General features: G+C 58.3%; 16 protein-coding genes. 12 read left to right on the top strand and 4 right to left on the bottom strand.

All coding sequences use genetic code 11. The features are described from left to right. Positions 1-325 precede the first annotated feature (325 nt). The 3 genes from DW645_RS04095 to DW645_RS04085 are packed head-to-tail and all read right to left on the bottom strand — an operon-like array spanning position 326 to position 1,543. On the bottom strand, positions 326-589 hold the full coding sequence (locus tag DW645_RS04095; protein WP_117786370.1) for a hypothetical protein: 264 nt from the start codon (positions 587-589) through the stop codon (positions 326-328). Positions 590-603: 14 nt separating this feature from the next. Then, the gene (locus tag DW645_RS04090) at positions 604-1,236 is read right to left on the bottom strand and encodes a DUF1700 domain-containing protein (RefSeq protein WP_118226428.1); all 633 of its coding nucleotides are present in this window, start codon (positions 1,234-1,236) and stop codon (positions 604-606) included. Further along, positions 1,223-1,543, bottom strand: a complete 321-nt coding sequence (locus DW645_RS04085) for a PadR family transcriptional regulator (protein WP_199575535.1) — start codon at positions 1,541-1,543, stop codon at positions 1,223-1,225. Before DW645_RS04085 ends, DW645_RS04090 begins: the two co-directional genes overlap by 14 nt. Before the next feature lie 284 nt (positions 1,544-1,827). Here DW645_RS04085 and DW645_RS04080 point away from each other — a divergent pair, with 284 nt between their 5' ends. Further along, the gene (locus tag DW645_RS04080) at positions 1,828-2,505 is read left to right on the top strand and encodes a copper homeostasis protein CutC (RefSeq protein WP_118226426.1); all 678 of its coding nucleotides are present in this window, start codon (positions 1,828-1,830) and stop codon (positions 2,503-2,505) included. Positions 2,506-2,508: 3 nt separating this feature from the next. Then, positions 2,509-3,306, top strand: a complete 798-nt coding sequence (locus DW645_RS04075; protein ID WP_118226424.1) for a DUF4931 domain-containing protein — start codon at positions 2,509-2,511, stop codon at positions 3,304-3,306. Between the two features lie 30 nt (positions 3,307-3,336). Here DW645_RS04075 and DW645_RS04070 read toward each other — a convergent pair whose 3' ends face one another. Continuing rightward, entirely contained in the window at positions 3,337-4,335 is a 999-nt protein-coding gene (locus DW645_RS04070; protein WP_118226422.1) for a bile acid:sodium symporter family protein, read from the bottom strand. A gap of 275 nt (positions 4,336-4,610) precedes the next feature. On the opposite strand from DW645_RS04070, the gene recJ reads away from it, so the two are divergent. The 10 genes from recJ to DW645_RS04020 all read left to right on the top strand — a co-directional run bounded on the left by recJ (position 4,611) and on the right by DW645_RS04020 (position 19,180). Then, the gene (recJ, locus tag DW645_RS04065) at positions 4,611-7,898 is read left to right on the top strand and encodes a single-stranded-DNA-specific exonuclease RecJ (RefSeq protein ID WP_118226420.1); all 3,288 of its coding nucleotides are present in this window, start codon (positions 4,611-4,613) and stop codon (positions 7,896-7,898) included. A 15-nt stretch (positions 7,899-7,913) separates the two neighbouring features. Beyond that, the gene (locus DW645_RS04060) at positions 7,914-10,274 is read left to right on the top strand and encodes a bifunctional (p)ppGpp synthetase/guanosine-3',5'-bis(diphosphate) 3'-pyrophosphohydrolase (RefSeq protein WP_118226418.1); all 2,361 of its coding nucleotides are present in this window, start codon (positions 7,914-7,916) and stop codon (positions 10,272-10,274) included. Positions 10,275-10,358: 84 nt separating this feature from the next. Then, positions 10,359-11,039: an MBL fold metallo-hydrolase gene (locus tag DW645_RS04055; RefSeq protein ID WP_118226416.1), complete on the top strand. Its 681-nt coding sequence runs from the start codon at positions 10,359-10,361 to the stop codon at positions 11,037-11,039. Between the two features lie 119 nt (positions 11,040-11,158). Continuing rightward, a complete protein-coding gene (locus tag DW645_RS04050) occupies positions 11,159-13,087 on the top strand; it encodes a BglG family transcription antiterminator (RefSeq protein ID WP_117655215.1) in 1,929 nt (642 codons plus the stop codon). Between the two features lie 12 nt (positions 13,088-13,099). Further along, entirely contained in the window at positions 13,100-13,420 is a 321-nt protein-coding gene (locus tag DW645_RS04045; protein ID WP_117655171.1) for a PTS lactose/cellobiose transporter subunit IIA, read from the top strand. Between the two features lie 63 nt (positions 13,421-13,483). Continuing rightward, on the top strand, positions 13,484-13,792 hold the full coding sequence (locus tag DW645_RS04040; protein WP_117655170.1) for a PTS sugar transporter subunit IIB: 309 nt from the start codon (positions 13,484-13,486) through the stop codon (positions 13,790-13,792). A 96-nt stretch (positions 13,793-13,888) separates the two neighbouring features. Further along, complete coding sequence (locus DW645_RS04035; protein ID WP_117655169.1) at positions 13,889-15,199, top strand: PTS sugar transporter subunit IIC; 1,311 nt, start codon at positions 13,889-13,891, stop codon at positions 15,197-15,199. A gap of 97 nt (positions 15,200-15,296) precedes the next feature. Beyond that, positions 15,297-16,760 (top strand): glycoside hydrolase family 1 protein, encoded by a 1,464-nt coding sequence (locus tag DW645_RS04030; RefSeq protein WP_118226414.1) that lies wholly within the window; start codon positions 15,297-15,299, stop codon positions 16,758-16,760. Positions 16,761-16,826: 66 nt separating this feature from the next. Beyond that, positions 16,827-18,260: a glycoside hydrolase family 1 protein gene (locus tag DW645_RS04025; RefSeq protein ID WP_117736935.1), complete on the top strand. Its 1,434-nt coding sequence runs from the start codon at positions 16,827-16,829 to the stop codon at positions 18,258-18,260. Next, positions 18,260-19,180, top strand: a complete 921-nt coding sequence (locus DW645_RS04020; RefSeq protein WP_117655166.1) for an AEC family transporter — start codon at positions 18,260-18,262, stop codon at positions 19,178-19,180. The genes DW645_RS04025 and DW645_RS04020 overlap by 1 nt, the downstream gene beginning before the upstream one ends. The last annotated feature ends 146 nt before the right edge of the window (positions 19,181-19,326 follow it).

Raw genomic sequence — 19,326 nt, 5'->3', positions numbered from 1 at the left:
CGAGTGGGCGATCCCCACGCGCTAACGCCTGCAAACAAGGGATCGCCAAGACGCCGCCGGGCACCTCCGTCATAGACGTGGAAGTGCGGCCGCGCTGAAGCTCTGCGCGGTGTCTGCTCGCTTATGTGCGCATCACGAAGGAAGACCAGATCGGTGAGCGGGATTGGCCCGAAGTCGAGAGATTCCCATCAGCCTCTCGTCGGTCGATGACCGGTTCACCACGCAGGAAGAGCGCGACGGAAGGTCTCGCAAAAAGGCTCCGAGCGCGGTGTGCTCACGCCCGTCGTGGTGCGCCCGAGGGGGGGGACGGCTGCTACGAGCTCGATCATTTGCGAGGAGAAGACGAACCAGTCGTTGCAGATCCAATATGGATCTCGCCGACCTCGGCAAGCTGCTCGATGAGTGGAAGCCCTGTCGGGTCGTCTATTTCAACACCACCCAGAATGATGGTGTCATCGCGCAGGTCGATCTGCGTGTTGAACACAGCGAGGTTAAAGCCGGAGGCCACAAATCCGATAGCAGCCAGGACGAGCCCCGTGGCAACAAGCCCACCCGCTACGGCAAGGTAAATCCTTTTTACGCTGGACATGTTTGCACTCCTTCCTATGCCGTGAGCGGCGCCGCTTCAGCGCCCATGCGGCTCTTATTGCCTCGATCTTTCCAGAAGGGCGAAACGGCTTTCTTCGCCCAAAGGGCAGAGAGGCGCGCGATCTGCTTGGACGCCGTCCAGGCGACGGCTCCCGTGAGGAGCGCCACACCGATGGAAGCGAATCCCATTCCCATCGAGGCCAAAACGTACGGAACATGCCCGATAATGATGCCGTCCACGGCGAACAGGAGCCCTACCAGGCCCGCGCCCCCGAATGCCGCGGCCACGATCCACACGCAGAGCGCAAGAACCCAAATACAGATGTAGACTGCAGCGGCAACGGCGACGAACGCGAGCAGCAGCGGAATCCATACCGGAGAGCCCACGATGGCGAGCGCCCATAGAAGTGCCGTGCTCTTGCGCTTGGTCCTCGCGATCGCGCGCGGCACGGCGGGCAGTTCGTCGAGCGTTGCCTCGGCGACCTCACCGGGCGTGCCCATGGCGGCCACAGCCTCGGCCTCCGTCATGCCGTCCTCCATACGGTCGGCGATGGCCTCCGCGTAGAACTCCTGCGTTTCCTTTACCTGATCTGCCGGCAGGCAGGCCAGAAGCTCGCCCAGCCGGTTCAAGAACTCATCGCGCGTCATGGTGCGCCCCCTCCACGTAACGGTAGATCTCCTGCACGGATGGCCATTCGTCGAGGAACTCGGCGATACGCTCGCGCCCGGCGTCCGTGATGCGGTAGTACCTCCGCAGCCGCCCGTTGTGCTCGGCGGAGCGCGCGGTGATGCAGCCCGCCTTCTCCAGGCGCTTGAGCAACGGATAGAGCGTGGATTCCGTGAGCCCCATACTCGCGGGCACGTCCTTCACGATCTGATAGCCGTAGGATTCCTCGCCCGAGACGGCCGCGAGCACGCAGGCCTCGAGGAAGCCGCGCTTCATCTGTGCATCCATCCGCACACCTCCTTTCGTAGTATACTGTGTAACACCTACTATATGACACATAGTATATGATGTCAACAGTTGTCGTATAGGGAGTCCGGTCTGTCTGTCCCCTGCGGGTACTCATTGGGGACGTACTTAAATGAGTACCCATCGCTCAAGGTGGCACCTGGGGACGTTCCTTATGTGCCGGCACTTTGGGACACTCCTTGTCAAGGTTTTGTTCCATCGTGCGGGTTGCTATTTAACGTGCGACAATGCCGTGTGGAAATCGAAATGTCTCCCGGGGGCTATCTATGCTATATGAATTTTGCGCCGAGAACTTTGAGCGGGTACCGGTGGCCATCAAGGCCGGTGCGGGTCGCATTGAGCTGTGCGACAACTTGGCCGTTGGCGGCACCACGCCTTCCGCCGGCGTTATTAGCGCTACAGTCAGCTACGCTCACGAGCATGACGCGCGAGTGATGTGCATGATTCGTCCGCGTGGTGGCGACTTTCATTACAACCAGGACGAGCTGCGCATGATGGAGATGGACCTGGGCCTTGCTGTGAGCGCCGGCGTTGATGGCCTGGTCTTTGGCTGCTGCAAGCCCTGTGCCAGCGGCTGGGCGCTCGACGAGCTCACCCTCGGCGCCCTCGTTATGGCTACGGGCTGCGCGACCGAGGAATGCAAGCGCGAGCCCATCGACATCACCTTCCACATGGCATTTGACCAGCTCTCGACCGAGGCTCAGCTCGATGCGATTGATACACTTGCCGACTGCGGCGTTACGCGCATCCTCACGCATGGCGGCGCGGCAGGTACGTCGATCGAGGATAATTTCGATCACCTGGCTCGTTTAATCGAGTATGCGGGCGATCGTTTGACCATCCTTCCCGGCGGCGGCATCACTACGGCAAATCGCGACGCGGTCGCGGCGGCGCTAGGCGTCTCCGAGCTCCATGGCACCAAGATCGTGCCGCTGGAGGTATAACCCGTGGCGCTGGTATTTGACGTTCAGCAGGCGAGCGGCAAGCCCGACGATAATCGTCGCCCTGGCACCGCGTGCCCTTTTTGCGACACGGAGGGGCTCGCCAACATCATCCAGCGCGATGGTGACTGCATCTGGCTCGAGAATAAGTTCAAGACCTTGCGGGCCACCCGTCAGACCGTATTGATCGAGTCTGCCAATCACGACGCCGACCTGGTGACCTATGAACCGGATGAGCTGCATCATGTGATGCGGTTTGCTCTGGGCTGTTGGCAGCAGATGATCGATTCCCAACAGTACCGCAGTGTGCTCATGTACAAGAACAAAGGTCCGCTTTCGGGCGGCAGCCTCGTCCATCCACACATGCAGATTGTGGGCTTGGAGCAGGAAGACGGCTATGCTTCGCTGACTTCCGCCAATTTCGAAGGCATCAATGTTTGGCAACAGGGAAGAATCTCGGTCAACATCTCAACCGAACCGATTATGGGATTCTTTGAGGTCAACGTCTCGGCTCCACAGGGAATTGCCGCCAGCGACGACGCCCGCGACCAAGCCGAAGCGGACCTGTTTGCCGATGCGATTCAGGTGGCCCTGCGCTATATCCTGCACGAGCACCACGGCGGCCGCGCGGAGTCGTACAACTTGTTCTTCTACCACATGGACGGCCGGACAATTGCCAAGGTGTTGCCGCGTTGGGTGGTTTCGCCCTACTTTGTCGGTTATCGTTTGGCCCAGGTCAATGCCGAGACCACGCTCGATATCGATGCAGAGCGCCTGCGTGCGCATCTGGAAACGCTCGTATAGCAAGACTATCACCCGCGTAATGCGGACAGTCTAGCGTCCCATGGCGTCGCGGCCGGCCTCGACGCGCTTGCGCTGGGCGGCGCGCTCCTCGCCGGTCAGTCGCTCAAAGAGATGTCCGATAACCGAGGCGAGCACCTGCTGAAACAGCGTTCCGCACATGACGGGAAACACGACCTCGCCGGGAAAATGCTGCGTGGCGATGACGGCGCCCGAAGAGATATTGCGCATGCCGCAGGTAAAGCACATGGTGGTCGTCTCGCTATACGGCAGGTGCAACGCGCGGGCGACCAGAATGCCGACGACAAAGCCGCTGATGGCGAAGGTCAAAATAAAGAGGGCGACTTCCAGGCGCACCGCATTCATGTGTAGCACGTACTCGCTCATGGCGGTGGAGTTGGAGGCGATGACACCCATCATCATAAACTTGCAGGCGGGCGAAAGCGCGGGGGAGAGTTTCTCGTGTCCCCATCCGCGCGTGAACTCGTTGATCACGATGCCGAGCACGGCGGGGATGGCGATCATAAAGGCCATGTTCTGCATCATGCCCGTAACATCGATTGCAACGGTGGCACCCAGCAGGAGCTTAAGCGTGAGCGGAATCGTGACGGGCGAGATGACCGAGGACGTCAGGATGATGGTGAGCGCGAGCGGGCCGTTGCCGCCGAACATGCTGATCCACATAAAGGCGGTGACTGCCACGGGTACGCTGTACTCGAGCACGATGCCGCAGACAAGGTTTGGGTTGGAACCAAAGAACAGTGAGCCCATGGCATACGCCGCGATGGGGATGAGCACGGCCGAGACAAATAACGCCAAAATCAGATGCAGGGGACGGCGGAACACCTCGGCCACCTGGTGAAAGGTGTTGCTGAGCGCACCTTGGAACGTCATAAAGGCAAACAGGGCGGGAACGATTGGCTTGAGCACGCCGATCTGCTGGGGAAAGAGCACGCCGAGCGTCACGCAAATCGGAACGATGACCTGCATGTGCCCCGCGAGAAACTTGCCCAGTCCAACCCATTGCTTCATATGCTCTTGTGACTCCCTTTGCTCGTGAATCCGTTTTGAATGGATATGCTAGACGCTCGCATGCGTCCGTGCGTCAGAAACGCTCGAATATTTCGAGGCTATTACCGCCCTCGTTTATCGAAACCGCGGCGTGCTGGACGTTGTGCGTCCGTGCCGCACGGTATAATAAATCCGTTCAACAGATCTGCCTGCCGAAGCGGGCATACACAGAGGACTCATCGCTATGAACCGTGAGAGGTATCGCGGCGACCTGCCCCTATCGGGGGTGGGCGCCTATGTCATCGCTTAAGACGACGCATCGCTGGGCGGTCGCTCGGCAAAACCCCGAGCTCGAAAAGGAGTTTTCGGCTGGCCTGGGCATACCCGGGCTGGTGGCGCGCATTATGGTTGCGCACGGCATTGCATCCATCGAGGAAGGCCAGCTGTTTTTGACGCCTTCGCTCGATCGCGACTGGGCCGACCCGCTCGTTATTCCGGGCATGGCGGTCGTCGCCGACCGCGTCGAGCGCGCTATTCGCAGCCACGAGCACATTGCGGTCTTTGGCGATTTTGATGTTGACGGTATTACGTCGACCTGCCTGTTGACCGAGGCATTGCGCACGTTTGGCGCCGATGTCACGCCGTTTATTCCGCATCGCTTTGACGAGGGCTACGGCCTGTCGCGTGCGGCGCTCGACCGCGTCAACGAGCTCGCCCAACCCAACCTGATTGTGACCGTCGATAACGGCATTGCCGCCAAGGAAGAGGTTTCCTATCTGGAGAGCCTGGGGATCGATTTGGTGGTCACGGACCATCACGAGCCCTCCGACCAGGTGCCGCAGGGCGTGCCCCTGACCGACCCCAAGCTCGAGGACGAGGGTCCCTCGCGCGAGCTTGCCGGTGCCGGCGTGGCGCTCAAGCTGGTGCAGGTCCTGGGCGAGCGTTTGGGCAAGCCGTCGTATTGGCGTTCGCTGATAGAGGTCGCAGCGCTGGGCACCGTGTCCGACATGATGCCGCTCACGCCCGAGAATCGCGCACTGGTCGCCGAGGGCATCCAGCAGATGCGCGTGACGGCCCGCCCCGGCTATATCGCGCTTGCCGCACTTGCCAAGGCCGACCTTTCTACCATTACGGCCGACGGCCTGTCGTTTTCGCTCATCCCTCGTCTGAATGCTGCCGGCCGCATGGCTGATCCCAAGCTGGCGCTCGACCTGCTGCTTGCCCGCGACCCCATCGAAGCGAGCGCTCTTGCCGCCGAGCTCGAGGAAATCAATCGCCAACGCCGCGAGATCGAGGCCGAGCTTACGCGCGATGCCGTGGCGAAGGTCGAGGAGACTTATGACGGCGGGCGCGCAATCGTCGTGGGCGGTGAGGGCTGGCACGAGGGCGTCAAGGGCATCGTGGCGAGCCGCCTGACCAATCGCTACCACGTGCCGGCGCTGCTCTTCTCGATTGAGGACGGCATTGCACGCGGATCGGGCCGCTCGGTGGGCAAAGTCAACCTGTTCGACGCCGTCGAGCGTTGCTCCGACCTGCTGATTCGCCGCGGCGGGCATGCCGGTGCGGTGGGCGTGACCATCGAGGCGTCCAAGCTCGATGAGTTCCGTCGTCGCCTTTCCGCCGTGCTGTCCGAGCTTCCCGCCGAGGACTTTGAGGACACCGACGAGGTTGCCGCCACCGTCGACCTCTCCGAGCTGAATATCGAGACTATCGAGCAGATTTCTCGTCTTGAGCCGTTTGGCCAGGGCAATAAGGTGCCGCTTCTGGCCGCCGAGGGCGTGACGATGTGCGATCGCGCCGTGGTGGGCAAAACCGGCGAGCACATGCGCTTTGTGGCGACCGATGGCGCCGCGAGTGTGCCGGCCATCATGTTTCGCGTGCCGCAGATCGATAGGCTCATCAATTGCGACAGCGCCGTCGACTTGGTGTTCGAGGCCGTGGCCGAGCATTGGCAAGGTCGCGTAAAGCCAAAGCTCATGATCAAGGATGTCTTGGTCCGCGATACCACGGCGCCCAGCGTTGACGACCCGGCATGTGAGCTTCGCCGCGGCGTGGAGCCTGCGGACGCCGGTCTTCGTCTGGAGTCCCGCAAGCGCCAAACGCTCGCCCAGCTTTCCTATACCGAGCTCACGCGCTCGCTCATTCACAGCTTTATCGGATCGAACCAGCCGCACCGCGCGCAGGTCGAGGCGCTTGACGCCCTGGCTGACCACAAGAGCGTCTTGGCCGTTATGGGAACGGGCCGCGGCAAGTCTCTGATTTTCCACGTGCACGCCGCGCGCGAGGCGGTCCTTCGTGGGCGTGCGAGCATCTTTGTCTATCCGCTGCGTGCGCTCGTTGCCGACCAGGCCTATCACCTCTCATCGACGATGGCTGCGCTCGGCATTGGCGTGGGCGTGTTGACCGGCGAGACCGTGGAGGCCGCACGCGATGACGTGTTTGCCGGCCTGGCTTCGGGCCGCACCGGCATCGTACTCACGACGCCTGAGTTCCTGTCTATTCACCGCGACCGCTTTGCGCGTTCGGGGCGCATCGGTTTTGTCGTTATCGATGAGGCGCATCATGCCGGTCTTGCCAAGGGCGGCGACCGAAGCGCATACCTCGACATGCCCGATATCCTCAAGGCCCTGGGCGATCCGGTCGTTCTGGCCACGACTGCCACCGCGACGGCTCCGGTCGTGGCAGAGCTCGCTCGCGTATTGCCGATTACCAGCACGGTGGTTGACGAGACCGTTCGCGAGAACCTGCAGCTCGAGGACGATCGCGACCTTGCGAGCCGCGAAAATCGCCTGGTGTCGATTGTGGCGACGGGGGAGAAGACCGTCATTTACGTCAACTCGCGCGACCAGTCCGTGGCGCTTGCCAAGACGTTGCGCAAGCGCGTACCAGACTGTGCGACCCATATCGCGTTCTATAACGCCGGGCTTGCGCGCTCCGATCGCCGCCGCGTCGAAGAGGCGTTTCGAGATGGCAGCCTCAGTTGCATCGTCTCGACTTCGGCCTTTGGCGAGGGCGTCAACCTTCCCGATATTCGCCATGTCGTGCTCTATCACATGCCGTTTGGCGCGATTGAGTTTAACCAGATGAGTGGCCGCGCCGGTCGCGATGGACAGCCCGCCGTGATTCACCTGCTCTATTCGTCGCGCGACGCCCGCATTAACGAGCGCCTACTCGACTGCTATGCGCCTGAGCGCGACGAGCTCGTCACGCTCTATCGCGCGCTGCAAACCATGTGGCGCTCCAACCGCGGCAAGACCGGGGACGATTCCTTTAGCGCGAGCGATATCGACATCGCGCAGATGTGCCTTGCCATCGATGCTCGCACGCCGGTCGACGAGCGCTCGGTGGAAAGTGGCCTGGGAATCTTCGAAGAGCTTGGCTTCTGTCGCGTTTCGGGGTTTGACGACACCCGTCGCATCGCGATGGCCGAAAACCCCGGCCGTGTGCAATTGAGCAGGTCAATTCGCTATTTGGAGGGTTTGCGTTCGCGCATGGAGTTCTCGGCTTTCCGGAGTTGGGCGCTCGATTCGTGCGCTTCTGATATGCTAGCCAAAGTTAACCGCCCGATCGTACCGCGGGCCTAGGGGAAGGGGACCTCGATGGATGCCGCAGCCCGTACCGCCCATGATTCCGCCCTCCAGCCGTTCTCGGAGATGGAGCACTATAAGCATGCCGATGAGCTGCCGCCCGAGATTATGGCGGACAGCTACGACAAGCTGGAGCGCCTGTGCCTCAAATATATGAATGAGGACGACTTTTCTAAGGTGGAGCAGGCCTATTGCTTTGCTGCCGAGAAGCACTGCAACCAAAAGCGCCGCTCGGGTGAGATGTACATCAACCATCCCGTCGAGGTGGCCATCATTTTGGCCGATCTCAAGATGGACTGCGATGTGGTGTGCGCCGCGCTGCTGCACGATACCGTCGAGGACACCGAGACCTCGCTTGCCGATGTTTCCGGCCTGTTTGGCGATACGGTGGCCGAGCTCGTCGATGGCGTGACCAAGCTCACCAACATCGAAGTCGACAGCATGGACGAGAAACAGGCGCTCACGCTGCGAAAGATGTTCCTCGCCATGTCCAAGGACATCCGCGTCATCATCGTTAAGCTTGCCGACCGTCTGCACAACATGCGCACCCTTGCGGCCCTGCGTGAGGACCGTCGCCTGTTTAAGGCCCGCGAGACCATGGACGTGTATGCGCCCCTGGCCGACCGTCTGGGCATGAGCTCCATTAAATGGGAACTCGAGGACCTGTCCTTCTTCTATTTGGAGCCCGACGCCTACCAGCGCATCGCACGCATGGTGGCGGAGTCGCGCGAGGTCCGTGAGCGCTATCTGGCCGAGACCATCAAGACGCTCACCGACGAGCTTAACCGCATTGGTCTGGAAGACTTCCAGATCAACGGCCGTTCCAAGCACTATTGGTCCATCTACCAAAAGATGAAGCGCAAGGGCAAGGAATTCTCCGAGATTTATGACTTGGTGGCGCTGCGCGTTATCACCCATTCGGTGCGCGATTGCTACTCCACGCTCGGTGCGGTGCATACGCTGTGGCACCCCATGCCCGGGCGCTTTAAAGACTATATCGCCATGCCCAAGGTCAATAACTACCAGTCGCTCCACACGACGGTTATCGGCCCCACGGCTCGTCCGCTCGAGATTCAGATTCGTACCTACGAGATGCACGAGCAGGCCGAGTACGGTATTGCCGCTCACTGGCTCTATAAGAAGTCGGGCGGATCGTCTGCGTCTAAGACCAATGATGCCCAGCGCTTGGACGACCAGATTAACTGGCTCAAACATTCGCTCGATTGGGCTGCGTCTGATGAGATCACCGACGCCAAGGAATACCTGCATTCGCTGAAGGTCGATCTGTTCGATCAGGAGATCTTCGTCTTTACGCCCAAGGGCGAGGTCATGGCGCTTCGTGCCGGCTCCACGCCGCTCGACTTTGCCTATGCCGTTCACACCGAGGTGGGCAACCACTGCGTCGGCGCTAAGATCAACGGTGCGGTGGCCCCGCTCACGCACGAGATCAAGACGGGCGACCGTGTCGAGATTCTGACCAACAAGAGTTCCAAGCCGTCGCGTGATTGGCTCAAGATCGTTAAGACACCTTCGGCCAAGTCGAAGATTCGCCGTTACTTCGCTGCCGCGACCAAAGACGATGACGCTGCCGCCGGCCGCGATATACTGGCCAAGGACCTGCGCAAGCGCGGGTACGGCATCTCTACGCCGCGATCTACGCGTGCGCTCAATGCCGTGGCAGAGCAGTTTAACTACAAGCAGCTCGAGGACCTGTTCGCAGCCGTTGGGGCGGGCAAAGTCGCCCCGCGTGCCGTGGGCAACAAAGTCGAGCAGATCTTGGATCCCAAGCCCGAGGAGCAGCTCGCCAAGGCCGAGGCCATTGCCGAGGTCGTGAAGCAGCCCGCGCGCGGATCCAACCGCAAGCCCCAAAAGCGTGGCAAGAGCGCCAGCAACGGTATCATCGTCAAGGGCGAGAGCAACAGCGGTCTGCTGGTCCGTTTGGCGCATTGCTGCAATCCGGTGACGGGCGACGATATCGTCGGCTTCATCACGCGCGGTCGCGGCGTCTCGGTGCATCGCGCCAACTGCCCCAACGTCAAGGGTCTTATGGAGCATCCCGAGCGCATGATCGAAGTGGAGTGGGACGGCGCTGCCGACACCCTCTTCCAGGTCGAGATCGTGGTCGAGTGCCTGGATCGCATGGGCTTGCTCAAGGACGTCACCATCGCCATTGGCGATGCGGGCGGCAATATCCTTTCTGCCGCCACGTCGACCAACCGCGAGGGTATTGCAACCCTGCGCTTTATGGTCGAGATTTCGGACGCGAGTGGTCTGGATCCGCTGCTGGCCTCCATCAGCAGCGTTGACTCGGTCTACGACGCGCGCCGCCTGATGCCCGGCGAGGGTGGAGCCCAGCTTAAGCGCCGCGTTTAGTCGCGACGAACGTGCCACATTATCGATATTCGCTACACTCGAGGCATCGTTTGATGCCTCGAGTTCTATAGAGAGGAGAGGGACATGAGTGCTGTGTCCTTGGATTTAACTCCCAAGGGATCGGTCGAGATTGAGACGCTCGTAAACGGTCCCATTCAGACCAATAGCTATGCTGTTATTTCGGACAATGAGTGCGTGATTATCGACCCCGCATGGGAAGGCGAGCGCTTGGTGGAGCATATTCGAGCCGAGCATCCCGGCGTACGCGCGCTTGGCGCCGTATGCACTCATGGCCATGCCGACCATGTTGGTGGTGTTGTCGGCGTACGAACCACCGTTGGCGAGGGCTGTCAGTATGAGCTGTGTGCTAAGGATGTGGCGGTGCCGCATGCGAATATCGAGGAACAGCGAGCAATGTGGGGCATTGAGACGCCTGACCCCGGGGAGCCGACGCGCCTGCTCGCCGAGGGCGATGCTATCGAGGTGGGCGATATCTGCCTGCAGGTGATCGAGACGCCAGGGCATACGCCGGGAGGGATCGTCTTGTTTGCTGCCACCGAGCAGGGGAACATTGCCTTTGTGGGCGACACGCTATTCCCGGGCAGCCACGGCCGCACCGATCTTGCCGGTGGCGACGAGGCGGCGATTCTGCGTTCGCTCTCCAAGCTCGCCCACATGCTTCCACCCGATACCGTTTGTTTGACTGGCCACGGTCCCTCGACCACTATGGCGCGTGAACTCATGTGCAACCCGTTCATGCGCTAGACAGTTTCCGTTTCCACCCAAGAGACTTCCGACTTCTGGGGAAATCGGGATTGTGGAACACCTTTCATAAACCTTGTATCTTTCTAATTGTCGGATAGATACGGGGAGGTGAAACGTTGGTGTTAGATTCACAGGTTCAAAAAGTACTTGACTACATAGAGGCTAATCACGATGTTTCGCCCGCTCGTCTTTGCGAAGAGTTTGGCGTGAGCGATCGCACGATTCGTACTTATGTCAAGAAGCTCAACGCTGTCCTCGAGCCTCAGGCCCATATCCATAAACACCGTGGCGGGGGTTATACCCTCAATATCAGCGATTGCGACGCATACCGCTCGATCAAGGACGATGCATCCAATGGGGGTCTCAAGTCAATTCCCTCTACGAGCGAGGGGCGCGTTGAGTACTTGCTGAACGACCTGTTGAGTCGCGTCGACTGGATCACCCTGGACGATCTTTCGGAGATCCTCTATGTATCCCGCAATGCTATTTCAGGCGATCTCAAGCGGGTTGAGGCACAGCTGGCCAAGTTCGATCTCAAGCTTGAACGGCGTCCTCATTACGGGATTCGCGTGAGCGGCTCGGAGATGTCGCGTCGCCTCTGCTTGGCAAGCATTACGCTCGACAAGCTTGCAGAGCATCGTGAGAGCGATTCTCAGAACCAGGTGACCCTCGACACGATTGCCACCTGTGTGAATGAGGTCATTGCCGAGGAAGGCTTCCAAATCAACTCAGCGGCCTATCAAAACTTGCTGGTTCATATCGCGGTCGCCATTTGGCGAATCCGCGAGCAGTGCTACGTCCCGCTCGAAGCCGAACATATTGAGAAGCTGCGTACAGCGCGCGAGTTTGCGGTGGCCGGTTGTGTGGCTTTGCGTATCGAGAAAGCTTTCGACATTCGGCTCCCAGAGGAGGAGGTTGCCTACATCGCCATTCACCTTGCGGGAAAGCAATCTCTGTATGCTAGTTCCGACGGTGCAGATGAAGGTCTCGTAATTTCCGACGAGGTTTGGGATGTGGTCACTGAGATGCTCGAGTGCATCTGGGATTCCTATCACTTTGATTTTCGCGGCGATCTTGAGCTCCGCATGAACCTCGCGCGTCATATCGTTCCGCTTGCCGTGCGTCTCAAATATCGCATGCATATCGATAATCCGCTGCTTGCCGATATCAAGGAGAGATTCGCGCTCGCGTATTCGATGGCACTCGATTCGTCGGTCATCCTTGCCGAGCACTACGGTAGTCGTCTTTCGGATGACGAGATCGGCTATATCGCACTCGCCTTCGCCTTGGCGCTTGAGCGCCAGAAGAGCGAGGTCCCGCGTAAGAATATCCTCGTAGTGTGCGCGAGCGGACAGGGAAGCGCCAAGCTCCTTGAGTACCGATACCGCCAAGAGTTCGGTGCTCTCGTGGACAAGATTGTGACCTGCGATGCCTCCCATGTCGACAGTATTGATATGACGGGTATCGATTACGTTTTTACCACGGTGCCCCTGCATCGAGCGCTTCCGGTGCCCGTGCGCGAGGTGAGCTTCTTTCTCGATGCCGATGATATGCACGATGTTCGTGAGATTCTTGCCGGTGCAAATGTTACCGGTGACCTTGCACCTTATTTTTCGGCTGACCTTTTTGTCTCCGATATGGTCGCTGCAGACAAGAACGAGGTCATCTCAATTCTATGCGAGCAGGTCGCCGCCATGCGTAACGTGCCTGACGAGTTTAAGCAGCTGGTCATGCGTCGCGAGGAACTCGCGCAGACGAGTTTTGGCAATCAGGTCGCCATGCCCCATTCGGTCAAGGCCGTGACGGACGAGACGTTTGTTTGCGTTGGACTGCTGCGCGAGCCGGTCGAATGGAACGGGCAAGCGGTGCGGGCGGTCTTTCTAGTATCAGTCTCAAAGGCTAAGGACAAGAAGCTTGACCGTTTCTACCGCAGTATGGCCAAGATGCTTACCAGCAAAGAGGCTATCCAGGGGCTTGTCGACAACCAACGATGGGAGACCGTCGTCAAGCTTTTGAATATGTATGGAAAAACAGACAACAACGAGTAGAAGGAGACACCGATGGACGAGAGCAAATATGAAAATGCCCTTCAAATCATCCTGCATGCGGGCAACGCCAAGTCCGCCGCGCTCATGGCAATCGACGCCGCCCATGATGGCGATTTCGAAGAGGCCGAGAAACAGCTCGCCGAGGCGCAGTCCGAGATGAGCGCTGCCCACAAGATGCAGTTCGAGCTCACTCAGGCTGAAGCGAACGGCAATACCGTCGATATCAACATCATCTTGATCCATGCCGAAGACCATCTGACGATGGCCATCATGGCGAGTGATTTTGCCGAGCGCTTTATCGAGCTTTATCGCGATAAGTACGAGGGCAAGTAACCCTAAAATACCGAGTTTGGTCAATCGGGCGCCCAAGATGAGCGCTTTTGAAAGGAGTCCGTTATGAACATCATGTTGGCTTGCTGTGCTGGTATGAGCACCTCGCTCGTTGTGAGCAAGATGGAGGAGGCCGCTAAGGCCCAGGGCAAGGATGATTACAAGATTTGGGCCGTCGAGCAAGGCCAGGTTGCCGAGGAACTCGGAAACTTTGACGTTTTGCTGCTTGGCCCGCAGGTCCGCCATCTTCAGCGCAAGCTCACCAAAGTCGTTGACGGCAAAGCTCCCGTTGCCGTAATCGATCCGGTTGCCTACGGCAGCTGCGATGGCGCCAAGGTCCTCAAGCAGGCGGAGGACCTGGTCGCCAAGGCATAAGGGCTCAATAGCCCAAAATCGCCGCTGTGCGACTAGCACTCGACAGCGGTCTACATCCGAAAGCACGTCATTAACTTTCGAAAGCAGGTACATCATATGGCTTTCTCCGAGAAATTCGAAGATGTGATGATGGTTGTCGCAGAAAAAGTAGGCGACAACGTATATCTCTCCGCAATTAAGGATGCCTTTACCGCGTTTATGCCCTTCGTTATCGTGGGTTCTATGGGCACGCTGCTCAAGACGTTGGTCTCTTCCACCACGACGGGGCTTGCACAATGGGTGCCCGCGCTCGCGGGGCTTGAGCCGGCATTTTCCGCTATCAACTACTGCACCATGTCCTTCATGACGGTGCCCATCACCTTCCTGATTGGCCTTTACCTGGCCCGTGCCAAGAAGGCTCCGGAGTATCCGACGGCGCTCGTCTCCGTGGCGGCCTACATCTCCATGATTTGCACCTCTATCAAGGTCGACGGTGCCGGCACGGCTCTCGAGGCTCCGGTGTCTGGTCTTCTTACCACTCAGATGGGCGCTCAGGGTCTTTTTGTCGGCATGATCACGGCCGTTGTGTTCGGTTCGCTTTTCTGCTGGCTCTCTAAGATCGACCAGATCAAGATCAAGATGCCTCCTTCGGTTCCCTCTGGTATCTCCCAGTCCTTCAACGTTATGATCCCGGTCTTTATTGTCCTCGTCGTGAGCGCTATCTTCGGCCTTGGCTTCCAGGCCCTTACCGGCTCCTATATCAACGATTGGATCTACGGCCTTATGCAGGCTCCGCTCGAGGCGGCCTTCAAGACTCCGGCTGGCGTTGTCATCATCGTTGTCGTGTCCCAGCTCTTCTGGGTTCTCGGTATCCATGGCGGTCTCATTGTTTCCCCGGTGCGCAACCCCATGTTCAATGCCGCAATCGCCGCCAACACCGCCGCCCTTGCCGCTGGCACCATGCCCGATTCTCCGTTCACCATGGGTTTTTGGAACTGCTTCGTTGCTCCCGGTGGCGCCGGTATGACCCTCTGCCTCATCATCGCTATTTTCCTGTGCTCCAAGCGCGATGAGGAAAAGGCTATCGCCAAGCTCGGTTTCCTGCCTGGCATCTGCGGCATCTCCGAGCCCGTCGTCTTCGGTATCCCTCTGGTCTTGAACCCGATCTACGCGATTCCGTTTGCCTTTGGTTCCGGTATCTGCGTCGCCATCGCCATGTTCGCCACCTCTATCGGCTTCCTTCCCTGCAACACCGTTGACGTGCCCTTTGGTGTGCCCATCCTGCTTAATGCCTTTGTTGGCCATGGCTGGCAGGGTGTTGTGGTCCAAGTCGTCGAGCTCGTCGTGGGCGTCCTTATCTGGATCCCCTTCGTCCTCGCCAACAGCAAGCTGGCCAAGAAGGAGCAGGAAGAGGCTGCTCAGGCCTAATGGCTACACCTATCGGCTGTCCGATAATATGCCTGTAACTTCGAGGGGCGCGGTGCACGGGAGCGCCGTGCCCCTCTTTTTAACTAAGGAGATAACTATGAGCTACGTGTTCCCAGAAGGCTTTTTGTGGGGCGGTGCCACTGCCGCCAACCAGTGCGAGGGTGCTTGGGATGTGGATGGCAAGGGCCTTTCGGTCGCCGACTGCACCACCTATAAGCCCGAGGTCGACAAAAAGGACTACGCGGCCCTTCACGGCATCACTGACGAACAGATCAAGGAGGCCGAGGCTTCGACCGATATCCACGTGTACCCCAAGCGTCACGGCATCGACTTCTTTCATCGCTACAAGGAGGACATTGCGCTTTTCCAGGAGATGGGCTTCAAGACGCTGCGCGTATCCATCCAGTGGACTCGCCTGTTCCCCACGGGTACAGAGGAAGAGCCGCTCCAGGCCGGCATCGACTACTACCGCGACCTGTTCCGCACCATGAAGGATGCGGGCATTGAGCCACTTGTGACGCTTCACCACTACGAGATGCCGCTCTATTTGGCAAACCACTACGATGGTTGGGGCAAGCGCGAAGTCATCGACTTCTTCTTGCGCTTCTGCAAAGTCTGCTTCCGCGAGTTTGGAAAGTACGTTACCTATTGGCTCACATTCAATGAGATCGACTCTGTGTTCCGCCACCCCTGGACCACGATCGGCGTTTGCACCGAGCGTTATCCCGAGGATAAGCGCGAGGAGCTTATCTACCAGTGCGTGCACAATCAGTTTGTGGCGAGCGCCCTTGCCACCAAGATGCTGCACGAGATGGTTCCCGGTGCTCAGATGGGCTGCATGGTCACGCGCACCCTCACCTATCCCGAGAACTGCAATCCCAAAAACATGCTGCTTGCGCAGAAGGACAACCGCGATAACTACTTCTATAGCGATGTCCAGGTACTTGGCGAGTATCCGCAGCATGTGCTCAACTATTGGAAGCGCAAGGGCATCCACGTCGAGTTCGGCATGGGTGACGAGGCCATTCTCAAGCAGTATCCGGTCGACTTCGTCTCGTTTTCTTATTACATGTCGATGGTTGACTCCATTGATGCGGACAAGCGCGAGAAAGTCGGAGGAAACCTTGCTACCGGCGTCAAGAACCCCTTCCTGCCCATTTCTGACTGGGGTTGGCAGGTCGACCCCGATGGCCTCACCTACGCGTTGATCGATATGCAGGACCGCTACCATAAGCCGCTCTTTATCGTCGAGAACGGTCTTGGCGCCTACGATAAGGTCAACGAAGACGGCACGATTGACGATGACTATCGCATCGACTACTTCCGTGAGCACATTAAGGCCATCGGCGCTGCTATCGAGGAAGGTGTCGACGTGATGGGCTATACCCCGTGGGGGTGCATCGACCTGGTCTCGATGTCGACGTGCGAAATGGACAAACGGTACGGCTTTATCTATGTTGACCTCGACAATGAGGGCAACGGTACCTATGCACGCTCTAAGAAGAAGAGCTTCGATTGGTACCAGAAGGTTATCGCCACCAACGGTGCTGACCTCGACTAGCTTTCATTCAACAAGTGTGAGGGCCGTCGCGATGACGGCCCGTTTCCTATAGAAAAGAGGACGACCATGGGTGTTTTTCCAAAAGACTTTCTTTGGGGCGGCGCGACTGCTGCCAATCAGTTCGAGGGAGCCTGGGACGTAGACGGCAAGGGTCCGAGTTGCATGGATATGGCCACTAACGGCAACCATCACCACCCGCGCGAGATCACGCCCGAGCTCGACCCCAACAAGCTCTATCCCTGTCACGATGGTGTCGATTTCTACCATCACTACAAAGAGGACATCGCCTTGCTCGCCGAGATGGGATTCAAGGTCTTTCGTTTCTCGATGAACTGGCCTCGCGTCTTCCCAACGGGATTCGAAGATGAGCCCAACGCGGCTGGCCTTGCGTTTTACGATTGCGTGATGGACGAGTGCCATAAGTACGGCATCGAACCGCTCGTGACGCTGAGTCATTACGAGATGCCTTTTGCCATGTGCCAGAAAGTCGATGGCTGGGCTTCGCGCGAGGCTATTGACTGCTACGTGAAGTATGCCAAGACCGTCATGGAGCATTTCAAGGGCAAGTGTCGCTACTGGCTCACGTTCAACGAGATCAATTGCGGCATGATGTCCCTTGGCAACTACATGAGTCTCGGCATTCTGAATCCGGGCTCCTTTGACCTTCGCCATCAGAAAGATGACCCGCAGAAGCGTTTGCAGGCGCTGCACCATCAGTTTGTCGCAAGTGCTCTTGCGGTCAAGGCGGGGCACGAGATCGACCCCGACAACAAGATGGGTTGTATGATTGCCTACATGCTGGCCTATCCGCTCACGCCCAATCCTGCGGACGTCGAGCTTGCCCGCGAGCGTAACCAGTATCGCAACTACTACTGTTCAGATGTCCAAGTGCGCGGCGAGTACCCCTACTTTGCCCAGCGCATCTGGGACGAGGAGGGCGTGACGCTCGATATCACCGACGAGGACCGTAAGATTCTCAAAGAGGGTACGGTCGATTTCTATACGCACAGCTACTATCAGAGCCAGTGCGCAAGCACTGACCCTGCCGAGGAGACGAGCGGTAACCTTCTCGGGGGCGCCAAGAATCCTTACCTCAAGGAGACTGCATGGGAGTGGCCAATCGACCCTATGGGTCTGCGTATCATGCTCAACCAGGTGTACGAGCGCTATCAAATTCCCATTATGGTGGTTGAGAACGGCCTCGGCTGCTGCGACGAGGTCAATCCGGATGGATCCATCGACGACGACTATCGTATCGAGTACTTGCGCGATCACATCAAGGCCATGGCCGAGGCCATCAAGGATGGTGTTGAGGTCTGGGGCTACACGCCTTGGGGCTGCATCGACCTGGTGAGCAATGCCGATGGAGAGATGGCCAAGCGCTACGGGTTTGTTTATGTCGATAAGCACGATGACGGCACCGGTACTATGGAGCGCTCGCGTAAAAAGAGCTTCTACTGGTACAAGAAGGTTATTGAGACCAACGGCGAGGAGCTGTAATGGGAGGAGCGGTTGCCGCGCTTATCAGTCAGATCGTCATCATGTTTATCCTGATGGCGATCGGCTATTTTCTCTACCGCATGAAGATTATCGACCGCAAGGGCACGAGCCAGATGGCCAATGTGGTCATCTATGTGGCGTATCCCTGCATTACGCTGAGAACCCTTATGGTCGACTTCGAACCCAACATGATCCGCGACGCGGGATTTTGCTTTGTGCTTACCGTTGTGGTCACACTAATTTCGATTCCGCTCACGCGTCTGTTTTTTAAAAAGGAGGATGGTGTCGCCCGTTACGGTGCCATCTTCTCCAACAGCGGCTTTATCGGGGTTCCCATTGTTATGGGCGTGTTCGGGTCCGAATACGTCTTCTACCTCTCCATCGGAGTCTCATGCCTCACGTTTTTCATTTGGACGTATGGCGTATGGTTGGTTTCGGGTGATAAGAGCCAGATGTCCTTTAAGAACTGCATTACTAACCCCAATCTCATCATGATCTTGATTGGTCTTGTTTGCTTTTTCTTTTCAATCCATCCGCCCGCGTTGATGGCGACGATTCTCGATGACCTGGGTGCGCTCAATACGGGCCTTGTGATGCTTGTGCTTGGAGCCTATTTGGCGCAGAGCGATATGCGCGCTGTCGTTACGAGCAAAAAGGCCTATCTCGTTAGCTTGGTGAGACTCGTCATCATCCCGGCGATCGTTGTTGGCATATTGGCGCTCTTCCCGTGGATTGATGCCAAGGTTCGCCTCACGATGCTTATCGCTCTCGGTGCACCTGTCGCATCGTTCGCGGCCATCTTGTCCGAGAAATACGGCGGCAACTATAAGTTTGGAATCGGTTTGGTGACGCTGTCCACGATTCTGTCGCTCGTCGCCATGCCCATCATGCTTGAGCTCGCGTCTTTGGTGATCGTATAGCTGGTTGGTATTTGGGGGGTTGACAATAACGTCAACCCCCCAAACTCGTCAACGGCCGTTCTGAGGCGGCAGGCGGTATAAAAAATCGCTAAAGGGTTGATTTCCGATCTCAGCCGAACACATTGAGCAAATAGGCCGTTCCCGCA

It is taken from the genome of Collinsella sp. AM23-17, assembly GCF_003470945.1.
In the GTDB taxonomy this organism is placed as follows: Bacteria; Actinomycetota; Coriobacteriia; order Coriobacteriales; family Coriobacteriaceae; genus Collinsella; species Collinsella aerofaciens_O.
This window is presented reverse-complemented; position numbering and strand designations above follow the sequence as displayed.

Excerpts from the sequence above, each read along its gene's own strand:
- DW645_RS04095 (WP_117786370.1), bottom strand. The coding sequence starts at position 589 with ATGTCCAGCGTAAAAAGGATTTACCTTGCCGTAGCGGGTGGGCTTGTT.
- DW645_RS04090 (WP_118226428.1), bottom strand. The coding sequence starts at position 1,236 with ATGACGCGCGATGAGTTCTTGAACCGGCTGGGCGAGCTTCTGGCCTGC.
- DW645_RS04085 (WP_199575535.1), bottom strand. The coding sequence starts at position 1,543 with ATGGATGCACAGATGAAGCGCGGCTTCCTCGAGGCCTGCGTGCTCGCG.
- DW645_RS04080 (WP_118226426.1), top strand. The coding sequence starts at position 1,828 with ATGCTATATGAATTTTGCGCCGAGAACTTTGAGCGGGTACCGGTGGCC.
- DW645_RS04070 (WP_118226422.1), bottom strand. The coding sequence starts at position 4,335 with ATGAAGCAATGGGTTGGACTGGGCAAGTTTCTCGCGGGGCACATGCAG.
- recJ (WP_118226420.1), top strand. The coding sequence starts at position 4,611 with ATGTCATCGCTTAAGACGACGCATCGCTGGGCGGTCGCTCGGCAAAAC.
- DW645_RS04060 (WP_118226418.1), top strand. The coding sequence starts at position 7,914 with ATGGATGCCGCAGCCCGTACCGCCCATGATTCCGCCCTCCAGCCGTTC.
- DW645_RS04055 (WP_118226416.1), top strand. The coding sequence starts at position 10,359 with ATGAGTGCTGTGTCCTTGGATTTAACTCCCAAGGGATCGGTCGAGATT.
- DW645_RS04045 (WP_117655171.1), top strand. The coding sequence starts at position 13,100 with ATGGACGAGAGCAAATATGAAAATGCCCTTCAAATCATCCTGCATGCG.
- DW645_RS04040 (WP_117655170.1), top strand. The coding sequence starts at position 13,484 with ATGAACATCATGTTGGCTTGCTGTGCTGGTATGAGCACCTCGCTCGTT.
- DW645_RS04035 (WP_117655169.1), top strand. The coding sequence starts at position 13,889 with ATGGCTTTCTCCGAGAAATTCGAAGATGTGATGATGGTTGTCGCAGAA.
- DW645_RS04030 (WP_118226414.1), top strand. The coding sequence starts at position 15,297 with ATGAGCTACGTGTTCCCAGAAGGCTTTTTGTGGGGCGGTGCCACTGCC.
- DW645_RS04025 (WP_117736935.1), top strand. The coding sequence starts at position 16,827 with ATGGGTGTTTTTCCAAAAGACTTTCTTTGGGGCGGCGCGACTGCTGCC.
- DW645_RS04020 (WP_117655166.1), top strand. The coding sequence starts at position 18,260 with ATGGGAGGAGCGGTTGCCGCGCTTATCAGTCAGATCGTCATCATGTTT.